The organism is Pseudoflavonifractor sp. MSJ-30 (assembly GCF_018918045.1).
GTDB lineage: Bacteria > Bacillota > Clostridia > Oscillospirales > Oscillospiraceae > Faecousia.
The window spans coordinates 37,628-58,181 of the sequence record NZ_JAHLPU010000051.1 but is presented as its reverse complement, the minus strand read 5'-3'; the positions used below and the strand labels follow the sequence as shown (position 1 = coordinate 58,181).

Genomic DNA, 20,554 nt, shown 5'->3' with positions numbered 1-20,554 from the left:
TTGTTTTGGCGGAAATTGGAAGATAATGGACGGAATCCTCGAAAAAAGACATCGAAAAGAAAAACGAAGAAACAAAAGGGTTACAAATATGTAATTATTTTGAAATTAGGGGTTGCAATTTGTAATCATCTCTGTTATAATACCAGTAAATTTAGAAACCATGAGGGGAAGTGTCCCATGAAGAATCGATTCCTCTGCGGTTTGCTGGCGGTTTGTTTGCTGGTGGTGATGCTTCCGGCCACGGTAACAAGCGCCTCCGCAGACGCAAAGCAGACGGTCAGCGAAAACCTGATCACCGTACTGAAACAGCTGGAGGGCTTCCGGGCCAGCGCCTATGTCAGCGGCGGCCAGTGGAGCATCGGCTACGGTACGGCAGGCAGTCCCGGCCAGACCATTACGGAAGCAGAGGCAGACAAGGCCCTGCGTGCCCATCTGGAAACGGTGGAGACGAAAATCAACACCTTCGCCGCAAAGTGGAACCTGAGCTTTTCCCAGCAGCAATTCGACGCGCTGGCGAGCTTCTCTTATAATGTGGGTACCGGCTGGATGAATTCCTCCGGACGGCTGCGGGACGCCATTACAAGCGGCGCCGCCGAAGAGAAATTCCTCTTCGGCATGAGCCTTTGGGCCAACAATGGAGCTTCCCCGGATCCGGGCCTGCTCCAGAGACGCATGGCAGAGGCGGACATCTATTTGAACGGCGTCTACGGCAAGAAGAGCGGCACCTATACATACACCATCTTCGATGCCAACGGCGGCACCCCGGGAAGTGGGGGCGAGGATAAGATGCAGGGCTACCGCAGAAACGGATCCACCCAGATTCTGGTGGCGGATCCAAGTCTCAGCGGCTACACCTTCGCAGGCTGGTACACCCAGCGCAGCGGCGGCACCAGAGTAACGGCCCTGGACAGCTCCACCGCGGGCGTTACCCTTTATGCCCAGTATTCTTCCAATGGTTCTTCCGGCTGGGTCAGCGGCTCGGATCCGGAGGGCAGCGATGGAACGAACACCGTCATTGCCGAAGGCACCGTCAAGTGCACCTCCTATGTGAATGTCCGCAAGGGACCCGGCACGAACTACACCATTCTGGCCCGGGCCACAGCCGGAACCAAGGCGGAGATATACCAGACCAAATGGGTAGGCGCATCCCAATGGGGGCGGATGTCCAATGGCTGGATTTGCATGGACTATGTGACGCTGAACTCCGGTTCCAATACCGGAAGTTCCGAGAAGACCTCCGGTACCGTAACGGGCAGCAATGTGAATGTCCGCAGCGGCGCGGGAACGGGATACGGTATTGTGGGCCGGAAGAATTCCGGCGAGACCGTAACGGTCTATGAACGAAAAACCTCCGGCGGCCTGAATTGGGGCCGGATCGGGGACGGCCAATGGATCTGCCTGGCCTATGTCCGGCTGGAAAGCAGCGGAACGGAAACCCCGCAGCCCGGCAGCGAATCCAATTCCTCCGTCAGCGGCGACGGCACCACGGCGGTGCAGAACACCGGAACAGTGAAAACCACCACCGGACTGAATGTCCGCAGCGGCCCCGGCACCGGCTACGCGAGGATCAAGACCCTGAGCCCCGGTACGGCGGTGTCCATCTATGAGTACCGAACCGTGGACGGTGTGAAATGGGGCCGAATTCAGACAAGCCAATGGGTCTGCATGACCTACGTGTCCCTTTCCGCACAGGCCTCCGGCGAGGAGAACTGGACGGGAACGGGGACCGTCACCAGCAGCACGAACCTGAATGTCCGTTCCGGACCCGGAACGAATTACGCAAGAGTGGGCCAGCTGACGCCCGGCACAAAGATCGAGATTACAGAGCAGACAAAGGTCTCCGGGACCTCCTGGGGTAAGACAGCCCAGGGCTGGGTCTGTATGAGCTACGTCAAAATGGGCTGAAGCCCAATGGAATTAAATGGAATAATGGAATAACAGCAAAATGGATTGGAGGACAAACATCATGAAAAAAAGTTTTGAACGCGCCCTTTCGGGACTGCTGGTTTTGGCAATGCTCATTGCCATGCCTGTAGCCGCGATGGCGGACGGCGGCAGCACCGTCGTGAATCCCGTGAGCGTTTCCCCGCTCTGCGATCATGACTACACCCATGCCGGTACGACGCTGAATTTGAGCAAGGCGTCCGTAACGGCGCCCACCTGCACTGCGGCGGGCTATACCAAGTATACCTGCACCAAGTGCGGCCAGGTTGTCTATGACAATTTCCAGGCCCCTACCGGCCACGACTACAGCAAGGTCACCGTGAACAGCAACGGAACCAAGACCTTTGCCTGCGTCAAGGGCGATGCCAGCTATACCCTGCTGACGGAGACCGAGGGAAACGGCCACAGTCATGATGGAACTGTGGATAATACCAAGGTTTCCTCTACGAAGTCCGTCTCTCCGGTTCCCGGCATCACCTATGTGGTGAGCGAATACACATGCAGCCTGGAGGACGCCAACGGTGTCGCCGGTAATGGCTGCGGCTATAAGCAGGTTATGTATGTGGCCACTGCTGCTGAAAACCACCACAGCTATGCGTCTCATACGTTTGGCCCCTGGCGGTATGTGACCGATCCCACCGAGAAGAAGAACGGCGTCGCCGAGCATAGCTGCACCACCTGCGGCTTTACGGAGAAGGTCCTGACCCCCATGCAGACCGCTCAGGCGAAGGTCGGCCGGATCAATAAGGACCTGGTCAATGCCTATTCCGCCTCCACCGGCGACACCGTAGCGCTGCTGCTGGCCAAGGGCACGACCTTTGACTATGCCAATGAACTGGAAAACGGCCGCTACCGTGTTACCAATCTGAAGGACGTCAACAGCGGCAGCACGAATACCGGTACATACTATGTGAACCCCGCGGACGTGGAAGTGAATCCCGGTTCCGTGCCTCTGACCACCGCTTATGGCGGCCTGCAGGAAATCGTGAAGATCCTGACGGACGGTCAGGTTAATGTCCGGGCCGGTACGAGCAGCACCAGCGCCGTGAAGTACTCCGTCGCCAACGGCACGACTCTGGAGGTCTACCGTGTGGAGACGGTGGGTACAGAGCGCTGGGGCCGGGTCAGCAGAACCGCCAATGAGTGGATTCTGCTGAATCAGAGCTACCTGAGCGAGACCACCGCTTTCGGCTTCGGCAGCCAGCTGTCCGCTCTGGACAGTGCGGACCCCGTAGCGAAGAAAATCGCGGACACCGGTACGGTGGTCAGCGCTTCCACCATTATCGTCTACAAGGATACGGACACCAGCAAGGGCACCGTTGGCACGCTGCCTAAGAAAACCAAAGTCACCTTCTACTACCAGACGGATACCGCGGGCAAGGAAGTCTCTCCTTTTTCCGAGAAGAACGGCGTGGCCTGGGGCTATCTGGATAAGGACGAGGCCAAGCGCCTGGGTCTGTCCGACGCCGGCTATGTGGATCTGAAAACCATCCATCTGGCCTCCGATCCCAACCCCGCGCCCAGCGACAATCCCGGCGTAATTGCCACCGGCATCGTCACCAGTTCCATCAACCTGCGGGTCCGCAGCGAACCCAAGATCAGCGTCCTGAATCAGATCGGCTCCCTGCCCACCGGCACCAATGTGGAGCTGCTGGAGATCGGCGATTACAACGGCGCAAGCTGGGGCCGGATCAATTACAAGGGTAAGACCGGCTGGATCTGCATGACCTATGTCCAGATTCAGAAGAACAATACCAATAGCGGCTCCAATAACAGTACCGCCGCAGCCAAGGAAAACGGCACTGTTGTCAACTGCTCCGTGGCCGTCAACGTCCGTGACGCCGCCAAGATCCAGGGCCGCCTGGTGACCACCATCGGCGTGGGCAAGCGCGTGGCCATTACCAAGCTGGAAAACGGCTGGGGCCTGGTGGACGGCAAAGGCTGGGTATACATGGACTATGTCAAGCTGGATGCCGGCGCCGAGAATGAGATCAAGAACGGCACCAACAACGGCAGCAGCGGTTCCAACAACCCTGTAAAGACTTATACAGGCGTCAGCGCTCTGGGCGAGGTCACGGCTGAGACCATGACCGTCTACAAGGAAGCTGTGGCAAAGCCCGGCACCGAGCTGCTGAAGCTGGTAAGGGGCAACACCTTCGTCATCTCCGACCGTACCATTATCAACAATGAGATCTGGTTCAAGACCACGGTTGGCTCCGTCACCGGTTGGGCCCAGGGCGGCGCTTTCGACGACGGTACCCAGAAGCCTGCAAACGTGACCCTGCCTACCCTCAGCGGCACCGTCTCCGTTACAACGCTGAACGTTTACACGAATCACTCCGCTGACAGCACTGTGAAGGATGTGCTGGGCGTCAATACCGCTGTGAAGGTGGATGCCCAGTGGACCGACGGTGTCTACGTCTGGGGCAAGCTCAGCAGCAATCAGGGCTGGGTCCAGATGCACAACCTGAAGCTGGATGTGCCTGAATCCAATGTCGTCACCGGCGTCTCTGTGGGCAATACCCCCATTACCGGCACGACCAAGGCGGAGACCCCTGTCTACTCTGCGGCCAATAACAACACCATTCTGCTGAAGCTGGCTAAGAACCGGACCGTCACAGTCACCGATTGGTACAAGAACGGGGCCACCCTGAGAGGCAAGATTACCGACGGCAGCATCGTGGGCTGGATTGATCTGGCAAACATCGACCAGAATGCCGTGGAGGCCACCGTCAGCGAAGATATTATCTACCTGTACACTACGGCCGGCGATTTGACCACCAAGTCTACCCTGTCTAAGCGGCAGAATGAGAAGATCTCCGTAATCGAGCGGACTCTGGTTGACGGCAAGACCGCCTGGGGCCAGATCTCCGTAAAGTCCGCCTCCGGTATGCCCAACTACTACTGGATCAACCTGGCGGGCACCAGCCTGACTGCCAGCGTCAATAACAACAACGGCAGCAACAATAATAACAGCAATAACAATAATAACGGCAATAACAATACCAACAATGGCGGAAGCACCAACAACGGCGGCACGACCACCGCTGCTACCGGCACCATTGTCAATGCGGACGAGGTCAATGTCCGTTCCGCCGCCGGCGTTGCCAATGCCAAGGTCACGACCCTGAAGCGGGGCACCCCGGTCACTGTTTATGAGCAGAAGACTGTGGACAACGCCCTGTGGGGCCGCATCGACCAGGGCTGGGTCGCCATGCAGTATGTGGATCTGAGCTCCAAGGCCAATAACGGCACCACCAGCACGGTTCCCAGCGGCAGCCTGTCCGGCAACTCCATCCTGACCACCGTACCCACCGGCGCCATCGGCGTAGGTTTCGTCAACACCAAGAATCTGGCCGTCCGCAACGGCGCGGGTCAGGGCTATACCCAGACCGCGACCTTGCCCCTGTACACCAATGTGGTCATCTATGAGCACGTTCTGAAAGGCGGCATGATTTGGGGCCGCTGCGATCAGGGCTGGATCTGCACCAGCTATGTGACCTACACCGGTACCAGCGTCACCGGTTCCGGCACTGCCGGTACCATTGCCCGCTGCTTCTACACTGCCAATGTCCGTTCCGCTCCCGGCGTGGGCAACGCCCTGGTCGGCAAGGTCATGGTAAACTCCCGGGTCGAGATCCTGGAGCAGAAGCAATACAGCGGCGAAACCTGGGGCCGTACCAGCCTGGGCTGGATCGCCATGCAGTATGTGCTGGCAGACGGCACCATTCCTACTCCTTGATACCACTCCATTCCATTCCATTTGCCGGCGCGCCTTCGGGCGCGTCGGCACCATTTTTTATGCGGACGGATATTTTGTGAAAAAAACTGTGGAAAAGCTGTGAAAACTGTGCTAGAATGTAGCGCAGAATTCTATGCGCGCAGGAGCGCACGCGGGAGCTGAGGACATGGAGCATTCCGGACTGTATTACGGTGCGGTATATCATATAGAAAACGTCCCGCCGGAACAGATCCGGGAGGACCTGGCCGCCATGGAGGCGGCGGAGATGAATGTTGTCTGCTTTGAGGGCGCCGGCTGGCAGAGCTGGGAGCCGGAAGCGGGCCGCTTTGCGTTGGAACAATTGGAAACGGTGCTGCGGCTGTGCCGGGAAACGGCGCTGGAGGCTGTTATTGCCGTGCCCGGATGGCCGGTGCCGGAACGCTTGAAGGGCGCATCCGAGGAAGAAATCTTTTCTTCCAATCTGGGACTGCTGGAAAAGCTGAAGGCCCTTGGGGCAGAGTATGAGGCGACGGCCTTCCAGGTGGACGGCAGACAGCCGTCTGGAAGCGCGCTCGCCAGGTTCCAGACGGCGTATTTGCAGGAGCGCGGCTGTTCCGTGACGGCCCTTTCGCCGCTGGAAAGCGCGGCGGATCCCTTTCTTCAGACCGGTGCCCAGCACTTTGGCTGCGGTATTTTCCACCCGGCAGGTCTGAAAAATACGGGTTCTTCCCTGAATTTTCAGGGCGACATGGCAAGATGCGCCCGGGGCGGAAATTTTCTGGTGGCACAGACCCAGAGTCGGGGCAGCCTGGGACAGCTGCCCTACCCGGGCCAGCTGCGGCTGGCGGCGTTTCACCATGTGGCCTCCGGCGCGGACGGGGTGTGCTACCGGCCATGGCATTCAACCCCGGACAGCGACTGTCAGGGAATCATCGGCTACGATGGTGTTCCGGGAAGAATATACAATGAAATCGAAAGGGTCGGCCGGGAGTTTGCGCGGCTGGGCAGCCATATTACGCGGCTGCGCAAGCGCAGCCGTGTGGCGGTGCTGGTCAGCCCGGAAAGCGCCAGACGTATGCCCAAACTGGGGGAAAAGAGCTACGACGACTACCTGCAATGGGTGTGCGACAGCTTTTACCGCCTGAATATAGAGGTGGACCTGATCCCGGATAGCCTGCGGGACTTTTCGGGATATGCCCTGGTGGTGACGCCCTGCCTGTACTGCGCCTCGGAAGCGCTGATCGGGGCCCTGCGGGACTTTGTGACCCAGGGGGGCTGTCTGCTCTCCACCTTCCGCAGTTTTTTCGCGGATGAAAAGGGGCGTGTACGCACTGCACGGCGGCCCTACGGAATGACAGATGTCTTCAGCATGTCCTGTTCGGAGTTTACCATTCCGGAGGAGGTTTGCCTGCCGGAGTATGTTTCCGAGGTGTCGGATTATATGGAGCTGCTGGAGCCGGAGGACGCCATGGGTCTGGCAATTTATGACAGCCCTGCCTGGCGGGGCATACCCGCGGCCTGCTGCAGCCGATTTGGCAGAGGACAGGCGGCCTATTTCGGCTGCTACAGCGAGGATGGCTTTGAGCCGGTGCTGCTGCGGCTTCTGGCCATGTGGCATATTCCCGTGCCGGAAAGCGCATGGCCTGTGGTCCAGAAGCGCGGCACAAATAAGGACGGAAAAAGCGTTACTTTTTTGCTGCATTACAGTCCGGCGTCCCGGGTGGTGCCCAGTCCGGCCACGGGGACGGAGCTGTTCTCCGGAAAGCATCTGGACGAGGGGGAGCCGCTGGAACTGAAGGGCTGGGATGTAAAGATTTTGGAGGGAGACCTATGAGCAGAGCAGATGAACTCTACAAGGCCACATGCCGGGACATTCTGGAAAACGGCTTTTCCGATGAGAAGCTGGAAGTCCGTCCCCATTGGGCAGACGGCACCCCGGCCCATACGATTAAAAAGTTCGGCGTGGTGAACCGGTATAATCTGGCGGAGGAATTCCCCATTATGACTCTGCGCCGGACCTACTGGAAAAGCGCCGTGGATGAGCTGCTGTGGATCTGGCAGAAAAAGTCCAACCGCATTGCGGATCTGGGCAGCCACGTCTGGGATGAGTGGGCAGGAGAAGACGGTACCATCGGCAAAGCCTATGGTTACCAGCTGGGGCTGAAGCACCGGTATAAAGAGGGAATGTTCGACCAGGTGGATCGGGTGCTGTATGATCTGAAGCACAACCCGGCATCCCGGCGAATTCTGACCAATATCTATAATTTTGAAGATCTGCACGAAATGAACCTGTACCCCTGCGCCTATTCCATGACCTTCAACGTGACGGGGGACACGCTGAACGCCATTCTGAACCAGCGCTCCCAGGATATGCTGACGGCCAACAACTGGAATGTGGTGCAGTACGCCGTGCTGACCCATATGATGGCCCAGGTATCCGGCTTGAAGGTGGGCGAGCTGGTCCATGTGATCGCCGACTGCCATATCTACGACCGGCACATTCCCACCGTCAAGGCCATGCTGGAACTGGACGGTTTTGAGGCGCCGAAGTTCTCCATGGATGAAAGCGTTACGGATTTCTATGCCTTTACCAAGGATTCTTTCCGCCTGGAAAACTATCGGTATCATCCATTCAATTTTGAGATCCCCATGGCGATCTGAGGCGGCCTATGGAACTGATTGTAGCGGTTTATGAAGACTGGGGCATCGGGAAGGACGGTACCCAGCCCATCGCCCTCAGCGCCGACCGGAAATTTTTCCGGGAGACCACAAGGGGCTGCATGGTCATCGCGGGACGCCGGACGGTGGAGGATTTCCCCGGGAAAAAGCCCCTGCCCGGCAGGGAAAATGTGCTTCTCACAAGGCAGGGCGGGGACTATCCGGGCTTTACCCTGTGCGAAAATGTGGAAAAAGTTCTGGAGCTGGCGCAAAAAGCCCCCCGGGCCATGGTTATCGGCGGGGGGAGCGTATACCGGCAGCTGCTGCCCTATTGTGACAGAGCCTATGTTACAAAGCTGAAAACCCATGTGGAATGCGATACCTGGTTTCCTGATCTGGACGAAAGCCCGGAGTGGAGACTGGCGGAAACCCTGGACAGCGGGGAAGAGAACGGCATAGGCTTTGAATTCTGCCTGTACGAGAGAATTGAGGTGGGCAATCAGTGAAGCGCTTTCGGCATTTTGGCTCTGCGGTGCTCTTTTGTGTGATACTGGTGCTGCTCATCGAGGCTTTCTCTTGGGTTTTTCTGCCAAAGGACAATACCCGGGAGGCGGGGGTTGAGGATTTTATCAGCAATGCCTTTTTAGGAGAACCGGAGCAAAGTCTGGATGTGCTGGTCCTGGGGGACAGCGTGCCCAAATTCGGTATGATTCCAGCGGTGCTTTGGAACGAGTGCGGCTATACCTCTTACGTCTGCGCTACGGCGGGAAAATCCCTGCCCAAGGCGCTGGAACTGATGGAACAGTTTATGGAACGACAGTCTCCCAAGGTGGTGCTGCTGGAGACGCACCTGTTTTTCCGTCCGGTGGATCCCAACTATGACGCACAGCTGAGGCTGGAACGGATATTCCCGCTGCTGCGGTATCACAGCAATTGGAAGGATGTTTCACTAAAGCAGATGCTTCACCGGGTAGACTATACCTGCACTACACCGGAGAAGGGGTACTATCTATGTAAGCTGATCGAGCCGGCGGATGCGTCGCATTATATGGTGCCTTCGGATGAGAGCATACAGCTCAATCCGTCGACCTTTCCGTATGTCCGTAAAATCATGGAGCTTTGCCGGGAAAAAGACAGCCAGCTGGTGCTGTTCAGCATACCGAGCACTGAAAATATGGATATGCCCCGCAGCAAGGCTCTGGCGGCATTCGCCGAGGAAAACGGACTGCCCTATCTGGATATGGATTTGCATACCGAAGAAATTGGCATTGACTGGTCCATCGATACGGCAGACAAGGGTGATCACCTGAACTTCTGGGGTGCTAAAAAGGCGACGAAGTACCTGGGGACTTATCTGGAAGACCTGAAGCTACTGACGGATCATCGCCAGGATCCTGCCTTTGAACAGTGGAACACGGATCATGATACCTTCATGGCCCAGGCCTACGCAGCTTATGGAAATACAGACTATAATCCCATTGAGGAATAAAGAAATTCCCTGCTCCCATCTTGAGGGCAGGGATATTATTTATGCCATTGCCGCCGCCGGACGGCGGGAGAGCATCTGGGCGACGCAGCAGCTGACGGAGAAGGCGTAGGCCGCGTCCCGGAGGATGTTGGGAGTGGTGCGCAGGTATTCGCAGTGATTCTTCTGAATGGTGTCCATCACGGAATGATAGGGCTTCCGGGGGGACGTGTTGTGAGATTTCAGGAACTCCAGAAAATAATCCTGCAGGGCGGCCTCGTAGACCTTGTGCTCGCGCAGATCTGTGGGAAAGCTGGCATTATGGGCATAGGTGAAAGCGTCAACGGTGTAGTGGATCAGCTTTCCGGCAGTGTAGTAGTCCAGGCAGTTCCAACTGGGCTTGTTTTCCAGGTGCCGTGCGATCCGGGACATGTATTTTTTGGCGTTCTCATAGTTGTGTCCCCGGAGCCACTGGGCACGGATGGAGCCTTTGAAGTAGGTGGCGAAGTTTCGGTCCGGCTCAATACAGCCCAGCAGAAAAGCCCGGCGGTACACGGGGGGAATATGAGGAAAATAGACGCCTGCAAGATAAGCGCCTATCTGACGGTGGCTTTTTCCGCGCATGGGGTGCCTCCTTTGCTCATTGTTTCTGCCGCCCATTATAGCACAGACCCGGAAAAAAGTGTGAACAACAAAGTATTATCTTTTTCTTAAGTCCTCGGTAAATTTCACGGAATTTTTGGAAGCAATGCCCTTCTTTGCGTTTATTCGACAGAACAGGGGAACTATAATAGCCCTGCAAGCGAAAAAAGAGGGGAGAAAAACCGATATGAAAGAGTTCCTGTATGAATTTGCGACGCTTCTGCTGGCAACGGTTCAGGCGGCATGGCTTGTGTGGATCAGCACGGTGTTTGTACGGTAATCGGAAAAAATTGTGGTTGTAATAATCCCCCGGACGTAGTATAATAGGAAAAGTCAGTAATTTTTCTCGTTCGGGGGATAGATACATGAACAAGAATAAGGAGATATCCGCCTACTTAAAGCCCGGATGCCATGTGCATCTGGTTGGTATCGGCGGTGTATCCATGCGGCCGCTGGGACTGGTGCTGAAGGGCATGGGAATGACGGTTTCCGGCTCGGATATGAGTTCCTCCGTGTCTACGGATGAGCTGATCGCCCATGGCATCCATGTGGATATCGGTCACAGTGCCAAGAATATAGAGGGGGCAGACTGCATCATCCGCACTGCCGCCGCCCATAACGATAATCCGGAGATCGCCGCTGCCCGTGCCGCGGGCATTCCCGTTTTTGAGCGGGCTCAGGCATGGGGCGAGATTATGAAGTCCTATAAAAACGCCATCTGCATTTCCGGAACCCACGGCAAGACCACTACCACTTCCATGATGACGCATATCCTTATGGAGGCGGGAAGGGACCCCACAGTCATGATCGGCGGCTACCTGCCGCTGCTCCATGCGGGCCACCGGGTAGGCAAGGGCGATACCATTGTGCTGGAAAGCTGCGAGTATTGCGATTCCTTCCTGAATTTCTACCCCACACTGGCTGTTGTGCTGAATGTGGAGGCGGATCACTTGGATTACTTCAAGGATCTGGCGGACATCCAGAAGTCCTTCCATAAATTTGCCGGAATGGCCTCCGACGGGGTCATTGCCAACGGCGACGACCCGCATACAGTTCAGGCTCTGGAGGGCATCCCCTATGTGTCCTTTGGCCTGGGAGAGACGAACCGGGTTCGTGCGGCAAACATCAGCGCGGACTGGAGACACTTTGACGTGCTCTGCGACGGCAAGCCCTACTGCCATATGGATCTGGGCGTACTGGGCAAGCACAACACCATGAACGCTCTGGCTGTGGCGGCGACTGCCTGGTATATGGGCATCCCCGGACAGCAGGTGACCGACGGTGTGAAGGCTTTCCACGGCGCGGGCCGCCGGATGGAATACAAGGGCGAGTATAACGGCGCCAAGGTCTATGACGACTACGCCCACCATCCTGATGAGCTGCGGGCCACGCTGGAAGCTGTCCGGAGTCTGGGAGATCACCGGGTGGTTCTGGCGTTCCAGCCCCATACCTATACCCGCACCAAGCTCCTGATGGATGATTTCATCCGGGAGCTGAAAAAAGCGGATGTGGTGGTTCTGGCGGAGATCTATGCCGCCCGGGAGAGCAATACCATTGGCATTTCCTCCGCGGATCTGGCAGCCCGGATTCCGGGCAGTGTCTACTGCGAGACGCTGCAGGATGTGACCGCCTGCCTGCGGAGCATCATTCAGCCCGGCGATATTGTGCTGACCATGGGCGCGGGTGATATTTTCCGGGCCGGTGAAGCGTTGCTGGCAGGAGCGGAAAGTGAGGAAAAGGTATGAAAAAGCTCAGCGTATGCGTGCTGTTCGGCGGCAGAAGCCCGGAGCATGAGGTGTCTCTACGCAGCGCCGAATCGGTACTCAACAATATGGATCCGGAGAAATACAACATTTTCCCTGTGGGCATTACCAAGTCCGGCAGCTGGATGCTCTATGGCAGCCGGGACTATTCCAAGCTGCCCAGCGGCGAGTGGGAGCATTGCCCGGAGAACCGGCAGGCGGCCATTTCCCCCATCCGGGGTCAGGGTCTGCTGAATTTTGAGGGCGATTGCGTGGTGCGGGAGCGCATTGATGTGGTGTTCCCTGTGCTGCATGGCGAAAATGGTGAGGACGGCGCCATTCAGGGCCTGCTGCAGCTGGCGGGCATTCCCTATGTTGGCCCCCACGTTGCGGCCTCTGCGGTTTCCATGGATAAGACCCTGACCAAGCTGGTGGCGGATAACGCGGGAATCCCACAGGCTGCCTGGGCACTGGTGCGCCGCCGGGACCTGGGGACCAGACTGGAGGGAACTCTGGACAGTCTGGAAGTGAAGTTCCGGTATCCCATGTTCGTGAAGCCTGCCGGTACCGGCTCCTCCGTAGGCGTTTCCAAGGCCAGAGACCGTCAGGCTCTGGCGGCGGCACTGGAGGCGGCCGCCGGGTTTGATGATAAGGTGCTGGTGGAGGAGTACATTCAGGGTAAGGAAATCGAAGTTGCCGTTATGGGCAACGAGAGTCCTATGGCCTCTGTCTGCGGTGAGATCGATTCCGGCGCGGACTTCTATGATTACGATGCCAAATACATTACGGATACCTCCATTGCCTATATCCCCGGCCGCATTTCTGAGGAGTCCTCCGAGCAGGTGCGGGATATGGCCGTAAAGGTCTACCGCGCCATCGGCTGTCAGGGCATGAGCCGGGTGGACTTCTTCGTGACGGAGGAGGGGAGAGTGGTCTTCAATGAGATCAACACCATTCCCGGCTTCACTTCCATCTCCATGTACCCCAAACTCTTCGGGGCCAGCGGCATTCCCTATGGCGCTCTGATCGATCAGCTGCTGAAGCTGGCGCTGGAGGCCTGAGCATGAAGCAGAATGTTGTCCTGCGCATTCAGGGACGGCAGACCTATGGGAATCAGGAGCCGGAGGTCATCGAACTGGTCACAGACGGCACCATGGAATTCCGGAACGGGGGTTGGGACATTTCCTATGAGGAAAGCGCGCTGACCGGTATGGAAGGCGTGACGACCACCTTCCGGGTGGAACCCGGAAAGGTGACGCTGCTGCGGTCCGGGAAACTGTCCTCCGCCATGGTCTTTCAGGAAAATGTGCCCCATGATTCCCTGTACCAGCTGGAATTTGGCGCTTTGCTGATGACGGTCAAAGCCACAAGGGTCTTTTACGATTTGGTGCCGGACGGCGGTATGGTAGATCTGGTCTATGAGATATGCATTGAGAACACCGAGGCCGGCGTGATCGACTACCATCTGGATATCCGGAGTAAAGAATAATTTTGCCACCCTGTCAGGCACGTTTGTGCCCGGCAGGGCTTTTTTTATGCCGGGTCTGCCAAAATCATGTCCAGATCCTGTTCCACCATATGCCTGTATTTGAACGTGAAGTGGATGTCCGGCACATATCCGGGGATGACCTCCGGAAAGAAAACGTTGCCCCATTGGAAGCCCCAAAGGTGCGCCAGCTTAAAGCCTACGGTTTCCAGGTATGCGTAGAAATCCTGAACCTGCATGGCAAGCGCCTGCTGCTCCGGCGAGAACTGCCGGATGGCGGTGCAGATGGCCCTTTCGGCAAGACGCACCCCCGGGAGAACTGCCAAACGGCTTTCTCCGTGAAGCTCCTCATAATCAGCTTGGATCCGGAGCTTGTTCGCAGGATTCCTGCTGCATTCCAGATTCCAGCAGGTTCCTTGCCAGGCAACATAAAGCAGCTTGGCCGCAAGCCGGCTGTCCAGTGCTTCTGTGAAGGCGCTGTCGGATAACCGGAGCTTCGCCTGCGTATAGAGTTGGTATTCCTCGGCATAGCCGGGGTCGAGACGCTCCAGGGTGCTTTTCAGCTTCCTGATAAGCGCGGTGCCGTTAAAATCAAATTTTTCGGTCGACATACAAATGCCTCTTTCCTTAGGATAATTCAGGAGGGAACTGCAGCGAATAACAGCCGATCCTGGTGAATCCATACTATACAGGAAGATGGAGGGCGAAGTCAGTCGAATTATGGAACACGATTATGGATGGTAAACTTTTTTGACCGGTAGAAGTCCAATTCACCCGTTTGTTCACGCTTTCCAATTATATACAAAATAGTTTGCGTAAGCTAACTTCTTTTTTGGAGGTTTCCGCCAAACTTTTCCTTCTCCCTATCAAACCGGTTGACAACTGGGGGATTCCGTTGTATCATCTATGACAGTTAGCGAGAGCTAATTAATTTATGGCCCTTCGATTAGCCTGCGCTAATCGAAATGTAAGTCGATGCAAAGAAAGAAGGGGACAATATGATGCCGCTGACTTTTGCGGACAATGACGCCGTAAATATCATCCGCCGTGTGGGAGGAACTCCGGAAGTGAAGAAGCACCTGGAAAACCTTGGCTTTGTGGTAGGCGGAAATGTGCAGGTCATCAGCCGTCTGGGCGGGAATGTGATCGTCAATGTGAAGGAATCCCGCATTGCTATCAGTGAAGAAATGGCCAGAAAAATCATGATCTGACCGTTTTTGATAACTTCTTATGGTATGTAAATAAGCAGTTAGGAGGAAATAGAATGAAAACTTTGAGAGAAGTTCCCATCGGATCCACGACCAGGGTGGTCAAGATCCATGGCGAGGGCGCTGTGCGCCGCCGTATCATGGACATGGGCCTGACAAAGGGCGTGGAAGTTACCGTCCGTAAGGTCGCTCCCCTGGGTGACCCCATCCAGCTGAACGTTCGTGGCTACGAGCTGTCCATCCGGAAGGCTGACGCCGAAATGGTGGAAGTAGAGTAAGGAGGTTCACAACTTAAATGGAAAACAAGACCATTCGGATTGCTCTGGCGGGCAACCCCAACTGTGGCAAGACCACACTGTTCAATGCCCTGACCGGCTCCAATCAGTTCGTCGGCAACTGGCCCGGCGTTACCGTTGAGAAAAAAGAAGGCAAGCTGAAAAAGCACGATGATGTGATCATCACCGACCTGCCCGGCATTTACTCCCTGTCCCCCTACACTCTGGAGGAAGTGGTCGCCCGTAATTACCTGATCGGCGAGCGCCCCGATGCCATCCTGAACATCATCGACGGCACCAACCTGGAGCGGAACCTGTACCTGACCACCCAGCTGACCGAGCTGGGCATCCCTGTTGTGGTGGCCATCAACATGATGGACCTGGTCAAGAAGGCCGGTGACAAGATCAACGTCCAGGAGCTGAGCCGTCAGCTGGGCTGTCAGGTCGTTGAGATCTCCGCGCTGAAGGGCACCGGCATTCAGGAGGCTGCGGAGGCCGCAATCAAGGCTTCCTCCGGCCCCAAAACCGTTCCCATGCACACCTTCTCCGGCCCTGTGGAGCACGCCATTGCCCACATCGAGGAGGCTGTCCTGCATGCTATGCCCGAGGAACAGCAGCGCTGGTACGCCATCAAGATCTTCGAGCGCGACGACAAGGTTCTGGCTCAGCTGAACATTCCCAAGGAAACTCTGGATCACATCGAGACCGACATCCAGGCCGCCGAGAAGGAGTCCGATGACGATGCCGAGTCCATCATCACCGGCGAACGCTATGTGTACATCGCGGATATCATCAAGTCCTGCTATAAGAAAAAGAGCGCGGCAGGCAGCCTGACGACCTCCGATAAGATCGATAAGATCGTGACAAACCGCTGGCTGGGCCTGCCCATCTTCGCCCTGGTTATGTTCCTTGTTTACTACATCGCCATGGTCACCGTGGGTGCCTCCGCTACCAACTGGGCAAATGACGGCCTGTTCGGCGACGGCTATCACCTGCTTGGCATCGGCACCTCCGCCTATGAGGAAGCGGCCGATGAGTACGGCGACACCAACGAGATCATCGCTGCCCTGGCTGCCGAGTACGGTGACGAGACGACTGAAGCCGCTTTGGATTCCGAGAGCGAGGATTACGATGAGGCCGCTGCCGCTGAGGCTATCGATACTCTGCGTGCCGCTGTTCCTGCCGGTTCCTCCATCGACTACGAGGTCGAAGACGAGGAGACTCTGGCCGTTTCCACCGAGACCGCTTCTTATAAGGATATTGAACATGCTCTGGATGCCTACGGCACCGAGCCTGATCCCGCCGACTACGGCGTGTGGGTCCCCGGCGTGCCTGTGCTGGTGGGCAACCTGCTGGACAGCCTGAACTGTGCCGACTGGCTTTCCGGCCTGATCAATGACGGTATCATTGCCGGTGTGGGCGCTGTCCTGGGCTTTGTTCCTCAGATGCTGGTCCTGTTCTTCCTGCTGGCGATTCTGGAGGCCTGCGGCTATATGTCCCGTATCGCCTTCGTTCTGGACCGGATCTTCCGCCGCTTCGGCCTGTCCGGCAAGTCCTTTATCCCCATGCTGGTGGGCGTTGGCTGCGGCGTGCCCGGTATCATGGCTTCCCGTACCATTGAGAACGAGCGTGACCGCCGTATGACCATTATGACCACAACCTTCATCCCCTGCGGCGCAAAGGTTCCTTTCATCGCCATGATTGCCGGCGCTATCTTCGGCGGCAGCCCCTGGGTCTCCACCGGCGCTTACTTCATCGGAATGGCCGCCATTGTCATCTCCGGTATCATCCTGAAGAAGACCAGAATGTTCGCAGGCGATCCCGCACCCTTCGTTATGGAGCTGCCTCCGTATCACATTCCCACTCTGGGCAACGTTCTCCGCTCCACCTGGGAGCGTGGCTGGTCCTTTATCAAGAAGGCCGGTACCATTATCCTGCTGTCCACCATTCTGGTGTGGTTCACCACTTACTTTGGCTTTACCGCCGACGGCTTCCGGATGCTGACTGAGGAGGAGATGGACCTGTCCATCCTGGCCCGGATCGGCAGCCTGATTGCCTGGATCTTCGCGCCTCTCGGCTGGGGCAACTGGCAGGCCGCTGTGGCTTCCATCACCGGCCTGGTCGCTAAGGAAAATATCGTCGGTACTATGGGCATCCTGTACGGCGCTGCCGGCAATGTCTATGAGACCCTGGCCGCTACCTTCACCTCTGTTTCCGGTATGTCCTTCCTGGTGTTCAACCTGCTGTGCGCCCCCTGCTTCGCGGCCATCGGCGCTATCAAGCGCGAGATGAACAACACCAAGTGGACCTGGTTCGCCATCGGTTATCAGTGCGGCTTTGCCTACTGCATCAGCCTGATGATCAATCAGTTCGGCGGCCTGTTCACCGGCAATGTCAATGTCATCGGTCTGATCGCCGCGCTGGCAGTGCTGGCCTTCATGGTCTACATGCTGGTCCGTCCTTACAAGGAAGCCGATAAGCTGACCGCTAAGGTGTAAATCCTTACAAATGCTGGGGACGGCTCGCCGTCCCCAGTGGTTCTATTTTTAGAAAGGTTTGATTTTTATGGGAACTGTTCTGGTTCTTGCCGTCCTGCTGGCTGTGGTCGGCCTGATCATCAGAGGCATGGTCAAGGACCGCAGGCAGGGCAAATCCTCCTGCGGCGGCGACTGCGCCTCCTGCCACGGCGGATGCAGTCATAAGTGCTGAAAGAAAAACAAACCCGGCTGAGCACTTCACTTTACATTTTGTGAAGCGGGCTGTTTTTTAATATGAATTCTGATAATTTTTTATTTATGTGAGAAATGACAAAAGCCGCCACGGTGCAACTGACAGAATCAGTGCGCACCATGGCGGTTTTCGTGATTCACTTTTTTTAGGCATAGATGAGATCGTTCAAGACAATTTCATCTGACCGATTCCGAATGCTGTTCATCCGGGCAATCCATTCCATTTGATTTTCCACTTTCAACTGCTCGGTAATACCCTCCTGCTGTGCCAGCTGAGAAATAAGCAGTTGTTCCATTTCCCGCGCCTGACGATCAACTTCTTCCAGATGGGAGTTCAGCGTGTTCTCCATAAGCATGATGGTATAAAGTGCCTCACGGTGTTTCCTTAAATAGTTGAAACGCAACATTCCCCAACGGCCTACCTTTGGGCTTTCCGGTGCGACCGGATTGGGGCGATAATAGTCCCCGATAAGCGTATAGGTGATTTCCATATTTGTCCCTCCATTATTTTTGATGGTATACATATTGTGACTTCATTTTTTGAAACCAGCAAATGTACTACAAGCCATAAAACAAATCCGACTGGCTATGGACAAATGCAAGCATCGCTTTCTTAGAATCCCCCTCACGGCACCCGTTAGAATACAACAGTAACGTTATTGTACGTTTAGAAGGATATATCAAATTGCCCTGACTTTTATAAAAAAGTAAAACAGCAGGAGATGTATCAGTGCATATTTTTGTTGCTTTTTCCAAATTTTATATTACAATGTAGTTATACTTGAATAACTGGGTATAGACGGCTATGTATGGATATAGTCAATCGGTTGATATTTTCGAATAGCTATACCTAACTGCATAGAATCGATTATCAAAGGGGTAATCCTCCATGAGCTTCACAGATTTTTTTCAACCAAAAGTAACTACTCCTGCAGTCCCCAGTGTTTTGCCTGATGCTGCTAAGAATCAAATTCTCTGCGGAAAATTACCAATTCTCCAAATGTCAAATCTCTTTTTAAAGAATCAAGAATACTGCCATTATGCGGATCAGGCTCTATATGAAAAAAGAACTGTAAAGCAACGGAAGATTCGGAAGAATGCAGGTGTCAGCACACCAGGGTTGTTCCGAGGAAACCGTATCTATTTTGGCAGTGGAGATACTACAAGTGTGGACGATGTACAGTACACCGCCCTAAAGGGCGTTCTGTATATCACAAACAGGAGAATTATCTTTACAAGTTCTTCTGAGGGATTTGATAAAAAAGTGGATGACCTGATTTCAGTGAATCCATACGCAAATTGTGTTGAATTCCAGTTTGGAAAGGAAACGCTGAAAGTGTTTGTGCCTGATGGGAACCTTGTGTTCGGTGTCTTGCGTTTGATTACCAGGAAGTCCTAAGATTAAGAAGTTAGACATCAGTATAGAGAAAGGGACCTTGTATGGAAATAGATTTGCAAAGGGTGCTAAGCTATTCCAAGGATAGTCTTCAAAGCAGAGCATTGATGCGTTCAATTATATTGGACCTGTATCCAGGAAAGACAAGAGAGATGAACGTCCTTCTGGATATCTACGAAAGTGGCGTACCCCTGACAATAAAATCCAAGGGTACGATTTCTGATACGCAGTATGTACAGTATGTGCAGAAGATTGAGCGTGATTACGGACTTCAGGAATCATGTATTATTGATGGACTGAATGCATGGATTGATGTCTGTCTCGGAAAGGGTGTATCACAGTCGATGCACTTTACGCCGACAAGTGTTCATTATCCAAGTGTTACAGGACATACGCATAAACCAATAACTACGCCATCTGTTATCAAAGGGAACGTAAGCGATTATGAAGTAAAAGATTTGGGGAATGGGAAAGCAGAGCTTACAAAGTTTGTTGGCTTTGAGCAGGAAGACATGCTTGTACCCAATGTTATTGACGGAAAGCAAATTGTATGTATCGGCGCGAATGCATTTGATTCCTGCAAGGGGATAAAGAGGCTGGTGATAGCACCTGGCATTAAAACGATTGGAGTGCATGCGTTCCAGAATTGTGACAATTTACAAGAAGCAATTATTGGTGAGGGAACGAAAGTGCTGGAAATAGGGGCTTTTTGTAAATGCCCTCTGTTAAAAAAGGTTTCACTGCCAACAACATTGACTACGATAAAACAAGGAAGGCACAAAGAGTACTCATGGGAGAGCGTTACAGGTGTATTCTCTGAGTCTGGCTTAGAGTCAATTGATTTGCCCAATGGTATTACAACAATTCCGGTAGATGCATTTATGAATTGCTGGCACCTTAAAACGGTAATGCTGCCAGATAATTTAACAGAGATTTCTGCACATGCATTTGAGGGCTGCGCAGAATTGGAAAGTATTATATTACCACCTTCAATGAAGGTGGTAGGGGAGGGTGCATTCTGTAATTGTAAGATTACCAACGTTGTCCTTAATGAAGGCTTGCGAGAATTAGGTAATTTCGCCTTTTCTGGGTGTAAATTTACCAATATTAGAATTCCATCAACAGTTGAAGAATTTGGATGGAGAGTCTTTGGGCGTTCAAGTGGTACAGTTACTGCTGCCTGCTATGCTGGCTCAAAAGCAGTAGAATACGCACGAAAAGAAGGACTAACTGTTGTCAGAGCTTGATAACCAATTCAGTTCTTAAAATCTGGGAGAAGAAAGGAAAT

The 20,554-nt window shown here is 54.7% G+C and carries 18 protein-coding genes; 15 read left to right on the top strand and 3 right to left on the bottom strand.

All coding sequences use genetic code 11. The annotated features are described in order from the left end of the window. Positions 1-177: 177 nt before the first annotated feature. The 6 genes from KQI10_RS07790 (at position 178) to KQI10_RS07765 (ending at position 9,812) form a co-directional block, all read left to right on the top strand. Positions 178-1,905: an SH3 domain-containing protein gene (locus tag KQI10_RS07790; protein ID WP_216566843.1), complete on the top strand. Its 1,728-nt coding sequence runs from the start codon at positions 178-180 to the stop codon at positions 1,903-1,905. Between the two features lie 61 nt (positions 1,906-1,966). Then, the gene (locus tag KQI10_RS07785; protein WP_216566842.1) at positions 1,967-5,686 is read left to right on the top strand and encodes an SH3 domain-containing protein; all 3,720 of its coding nucleotides are present in this window, start codon (positions 1,967-1,969) and stop codon (positions 5,684-5,686) included. Positions 5,687-5,852: 166 nt separating this feature from the next. Then, positions 5,853-7,499, top strand: coding sequence for a beta-galactosidase trimerization domain-containing protein (locus tag KQI10_RS07780; protein ID WP_216566841.1), 1,647 nt, complete (start codon positions 5,853-5,855; stop codon positions 7,497-7,499). After that, on the top strand, positions 7,496-8,326 hold the full coding sequence (gene thyA / locus KQI10_RS07775) for a thymidylate synthase (protein WP_216566840.1): 831 nt from the start codon (positions 7,496-7,498) through the stop codon (positions 8,324-8,326). Before KQI10_RS07780 ends, thyA begins: the two co-directional genes overlap by 4 nt. An 8-nt stretch (positions 8,327-8,334) precedes the next feature. Next, a complete protein-coding gene (locus KQI10_RS07770) occupies positions 8,335-8,829 on the top strand; it encodes a dihydrofolate reductase (RefSeq protein ID WP_216566839.1) in 495 nt (164 codons plus the stop codon). Continuing rightward, positions 8,826-9,812 carry a hypothetical protein gene (locus KQI10_RS07765; RefSeq protein WP_216566838.1) on the top strand — a complete coding sequence of 329 codons (987 nt, stop codon included), beginning with the start codon at positions 8,826-8,828 and terminating at the stop codon, positions 9,810-9,812. Before KQI10_RS07770 ends, KQI10_RS07765 begins: the two co-directional genes overlap by 4 nt. A 39-nt stretch (positions 9,813-9,851) precedes the next feature. Here the strand turns inward: KQI10_RS07765 and KQI10_RS07760 are convergent, their stop codons facing one another. After that, complete coding sequence (locus KQI10_RS07760) at positions 9,852-10,412, bottom strand: zinc dependent phospholipase C family protein (protein WP_216566837.1); 561 nt, start codon at positions 10,410-10,412, stop codon at positions 9,852-9,854. A 383-nt stretch (positions 10,413-10,795) separates the two neighbouring features. On the opposite strand from KQI10_RS07760, the gene murC reads away from it, so the two are divergent. Genes murC through KQI10_RS07745 form a run of 3 tightly spaced genes read left to right on the top strand, consistent with a single transcriptional unit; the run spans position 10,796 to position 13,661 of the window. Further along, the gene (gene murC, locus KQI10_RS07755) at positions 10,796-12,175 is read left to right on the top strand and encodes a UDP-N-acetylmuramate--L-alanine ligase (RefSeq protein ID WP_216566836.1); all 1,380 of its coding nucleotides are present in this window, start codon (positions 10,796-10,798) and stop codon (positions 12,173-12,175) included. Beyond that, positions 12,172-13,233: a D-alanine--D-alanine ligase family protein gene (locus tag KQI10_RS07750; protein ID WP_216566835.1), complete on the top strand. Its 1,062-nt coding sequence runs from the start codon at positions 12,172-12,174 to the stop codon at positions 13,231-13,233. Before murC ends, KQI10_RS07750 begins: the two co-directional genes overlap by 4 nt. A 2-nt stretch (positions 13,234-13,235) precedes the next feature. Continuing rightward, positions 13,236-13,661: a DUF1934 domain-containing protein gene (locus tag KQI10_RS07745; protein WP_216566834.1), complete on the top strand. Its 426-nt coding sequence runs from the start codon at positions 13,236-13,238 to the stop codon at positions 13,659-13,661. Between the two features lie 44 nt (positions 13,662-13,705). Here KQI10_RS07745 and KQI10_RS07740 read toward each other — a convergent pair whose 3' ends face one another. Continuing rightward, on the bottom strand, positions 13,706-14,269 hold the full coding sequence (locus KQI10_RS07740; protein ID WP_216566833.1) for a hypothetical protein: 564 nt from the start codon (positions 14,267-14,269) through the stop codon (positions 13,706-13,708). Between the two features lie 387 nt (positions 14,270-14,656). Between KQI10_RS07740 and KQI10_RS07735 the strand changes: the two genes are divergently transcribed. The 4 genes from KQI10_RS07735 to KQI10_RS07720 all read left to right on the top strand — a co-directional run bounded on the left by KQI10_RS07735 (position 14,657) and on the right by KQI10_RS07720 (position 17,850). Continuing rightward, positions 14,657-14,869: a FeoA family protein gene (locus KQI10_RS07735; RefSeq protein ID WP_216566832.1), complete on the top strand. Its 213-nt coding sequence runs from the start codon at positions 14,657-14,659 to the stop codon at positions 14,867-14,869. A 53-nt stretch (positions 14,870-14,922) separates the two neighbouring features. Beyond that, a complete protein-coding gene (locus tag KQI10_RS07730) occupies positions 14,923-15,144 on the top strand; it encodes a FeoA family protein (protein WP_216566831.1) in 222 nt (73 codons plus the stop codon). 17 nt (positions 15,145-15,161) lie between these two features. Beyond that, positions 15,162-17,639 (top strand): ferrous iron transporter B, encoded by a 2,478-nt coding sequence (locus tag KQI10_RS07725; RefSeq protein ID WP_216566830.1) that lies wholly within the window; start codon positions 15,162-15,164, stop codon positions 17,637-17,639. Between the two features lie 67 nt (positions 17,640-17,706). After that, complete coding sequence (locus tag KQI10_RS07720) at positions 17,707-17,850, top strand: FeoB-associated Cys-rich membrane protein (protein ID WP_216566829.1); 144 nt, start codon at positions 17,707-17,709, stop codon at positions 17,848-17,850. Positions 17,851-18,016: 166 nt separating this feature from the next. On the opposite strand, the gene KQI10_RS07715 is transcribed toward KQI10_RS07720, so the two are convergent. Next, positions 18,017-18,361 carry a TnpV protein gene (locus tag KQI10_RS07715; RefSeq protein WP_216566828.1) on the bottom strand — a complete coding sequence of 115 codons (345 nt, stop codon included), beginning with the start codon at positions 18,359-18,361 and terminating at the stop codon, positions 18,017-18,019. A 398-nt stretch (positions 18,362-18,759) separates the two neighbouring features. On the opposite strand from KQI10_RS07715, the gene KQI10_RS07710 reads away from it, so the two are divergent. Together KQI10_RS07710 and KQI10_RS07705 are read left to right on the top strand one after the other, a co-directional pair. Further along, the gene (locus tag KQI10_RS07710) at positions 18,760-19,269 is read left to right on the top strand and encodes a hypothetical protein (RefSeq protein ID WP_216566827.1); all 510 of its coding nucleotides are present in this window, start codon (positions 18,760-18,762) and stop codon (positions 19,267-19,269) included. 41 nt (positions 19,270-19,310) lie between these two features. Further along, the gene (locus tag KQI10_RS07705) at positions 19,311-20,513 is read left to right on the top strand and encodes a leucine-rich repeat domain-containing protein (protein WP_216566826.1); all 1,203 of its coding nucleotides are present in this window, start codon (positions 19,311-19,313) and stop codon (positions 20,511-20,513) included. The last annotated feature ends 41 nt before the right edge of the window (positions 20,514-20,554 follow it).

Coding starts and splice junctions, on each gene's coding strand:
- KQI10_RS07730 (WP_216566831.1), top strand. CDS start 14,923: ATGAAAACTTTGAGAGAAGTTCCCATCGGATCCACGACCAGGGTGGTC.
- KQI10_RS07760 (WP_216566837.1), bottom strand. CDS start 10,412: ATGCGCGGAAAAAGCCACCGTCAGATAGGCGCTTATCTTGCAGGCGTC.
- KQI10_RS07725 (WP_216566830.1), top strand. CDS start 15,162: ATGGAAAACAAGACCATTCGGATTGCTCTGGCGGGCAACCCCAACTGT.
- KQI10_RS07780 (WP_216566841.1), top strand. CDS start 5,853: ATGGAGCATTCCGGACTGTATTACGGTGCGGTATATCATATAGAAAAC.
- KQI10_RS07740 (WP_216566833.1), bottom strand. CDS start 14,269: ATGTCGACCGAAAAATTTGATTTTAACGGCACCGCGCTTATCAGGAAG.
- KQI10_RS07720 (WP_216566829.1), top strand. CDS start 17,707: ATGGGAACTGTTCTGGTTCTTGCCGTCCTGCTGGCTGTGGTCGGCCTG.
- KQI10_RS07735 (WP_216566832.1), top strand. CDS start 14,657: ATGATGCCGCTGACTTTTGCGGACAATGACGCCGTAAATATCATCCGC.
- thyA (WP_216566840.1), top strand. CDS start 7,496: ATGAGCAGAGCAGATGAACTCTACAAGGCCACATGCCGGGACATTCTG.
- KQI10_RS07715 (WP_216566828.1), bottom strand. CDS start 18,361: ATGGAAATCACCTATACGCTTATCGGGGACTATTATCGCCCCAATCCG.
- KQI10_RS07710 (WP_216566827.1), top strand. CDS start 18,760: ATGAGCTTCACAGATTTTTTTCAACCAAAAGTAACTACTCCTGCAGTC.
- KQI10_RS07790 (WP_216566843.1), top strand. CDS start 178: ATGAAGAATCGATTCCTCTGCGGTTTGCTGGCGGTTTGTTTGCTGGTG.
- KQI10_RS07745 (WP_216566834.1), top strand. CDS start 13,236: ATGAAGCAGAATGTTGTCCTGCGCATTCAGGGACGGCAGACCTATGGG.
- KQI10_RS07750 (WP_216566835.1), top strand. CDS start 12,172: ATGAAAAAGCTCAGCGTATGCGTGCTGTTCGGCGGCAGAAGCCCGGAG.
- KQI10_RS07705 (WP_216566826.1), top strand. CDS start 19,311: ATGGAAATAGATTTGCAAAGGGTGCTAAGCTATTCCAAGGATAGTCTT.
- murC (WP_216566836.1), top strand. CDS start 10,796: ATGAACAAGAATAAGGAGATATCCGCCTACTTAAAGCCCGGATGCCAT.
- KQI10_RS07785 (WP_216566842.1), top strand. CDS start 1,967: ATGAAAAAAAGTTTTGAACGCGCCCTTTCGGGACTGCTGGTTTTGGCA.
- KQI10_RS07770 (WP_216566839.1), top strand. CDS start 8,335: ATGGAACTGATTGTAGCGGTTTATGAAGACTGGGGCATCGGGAAGGAC.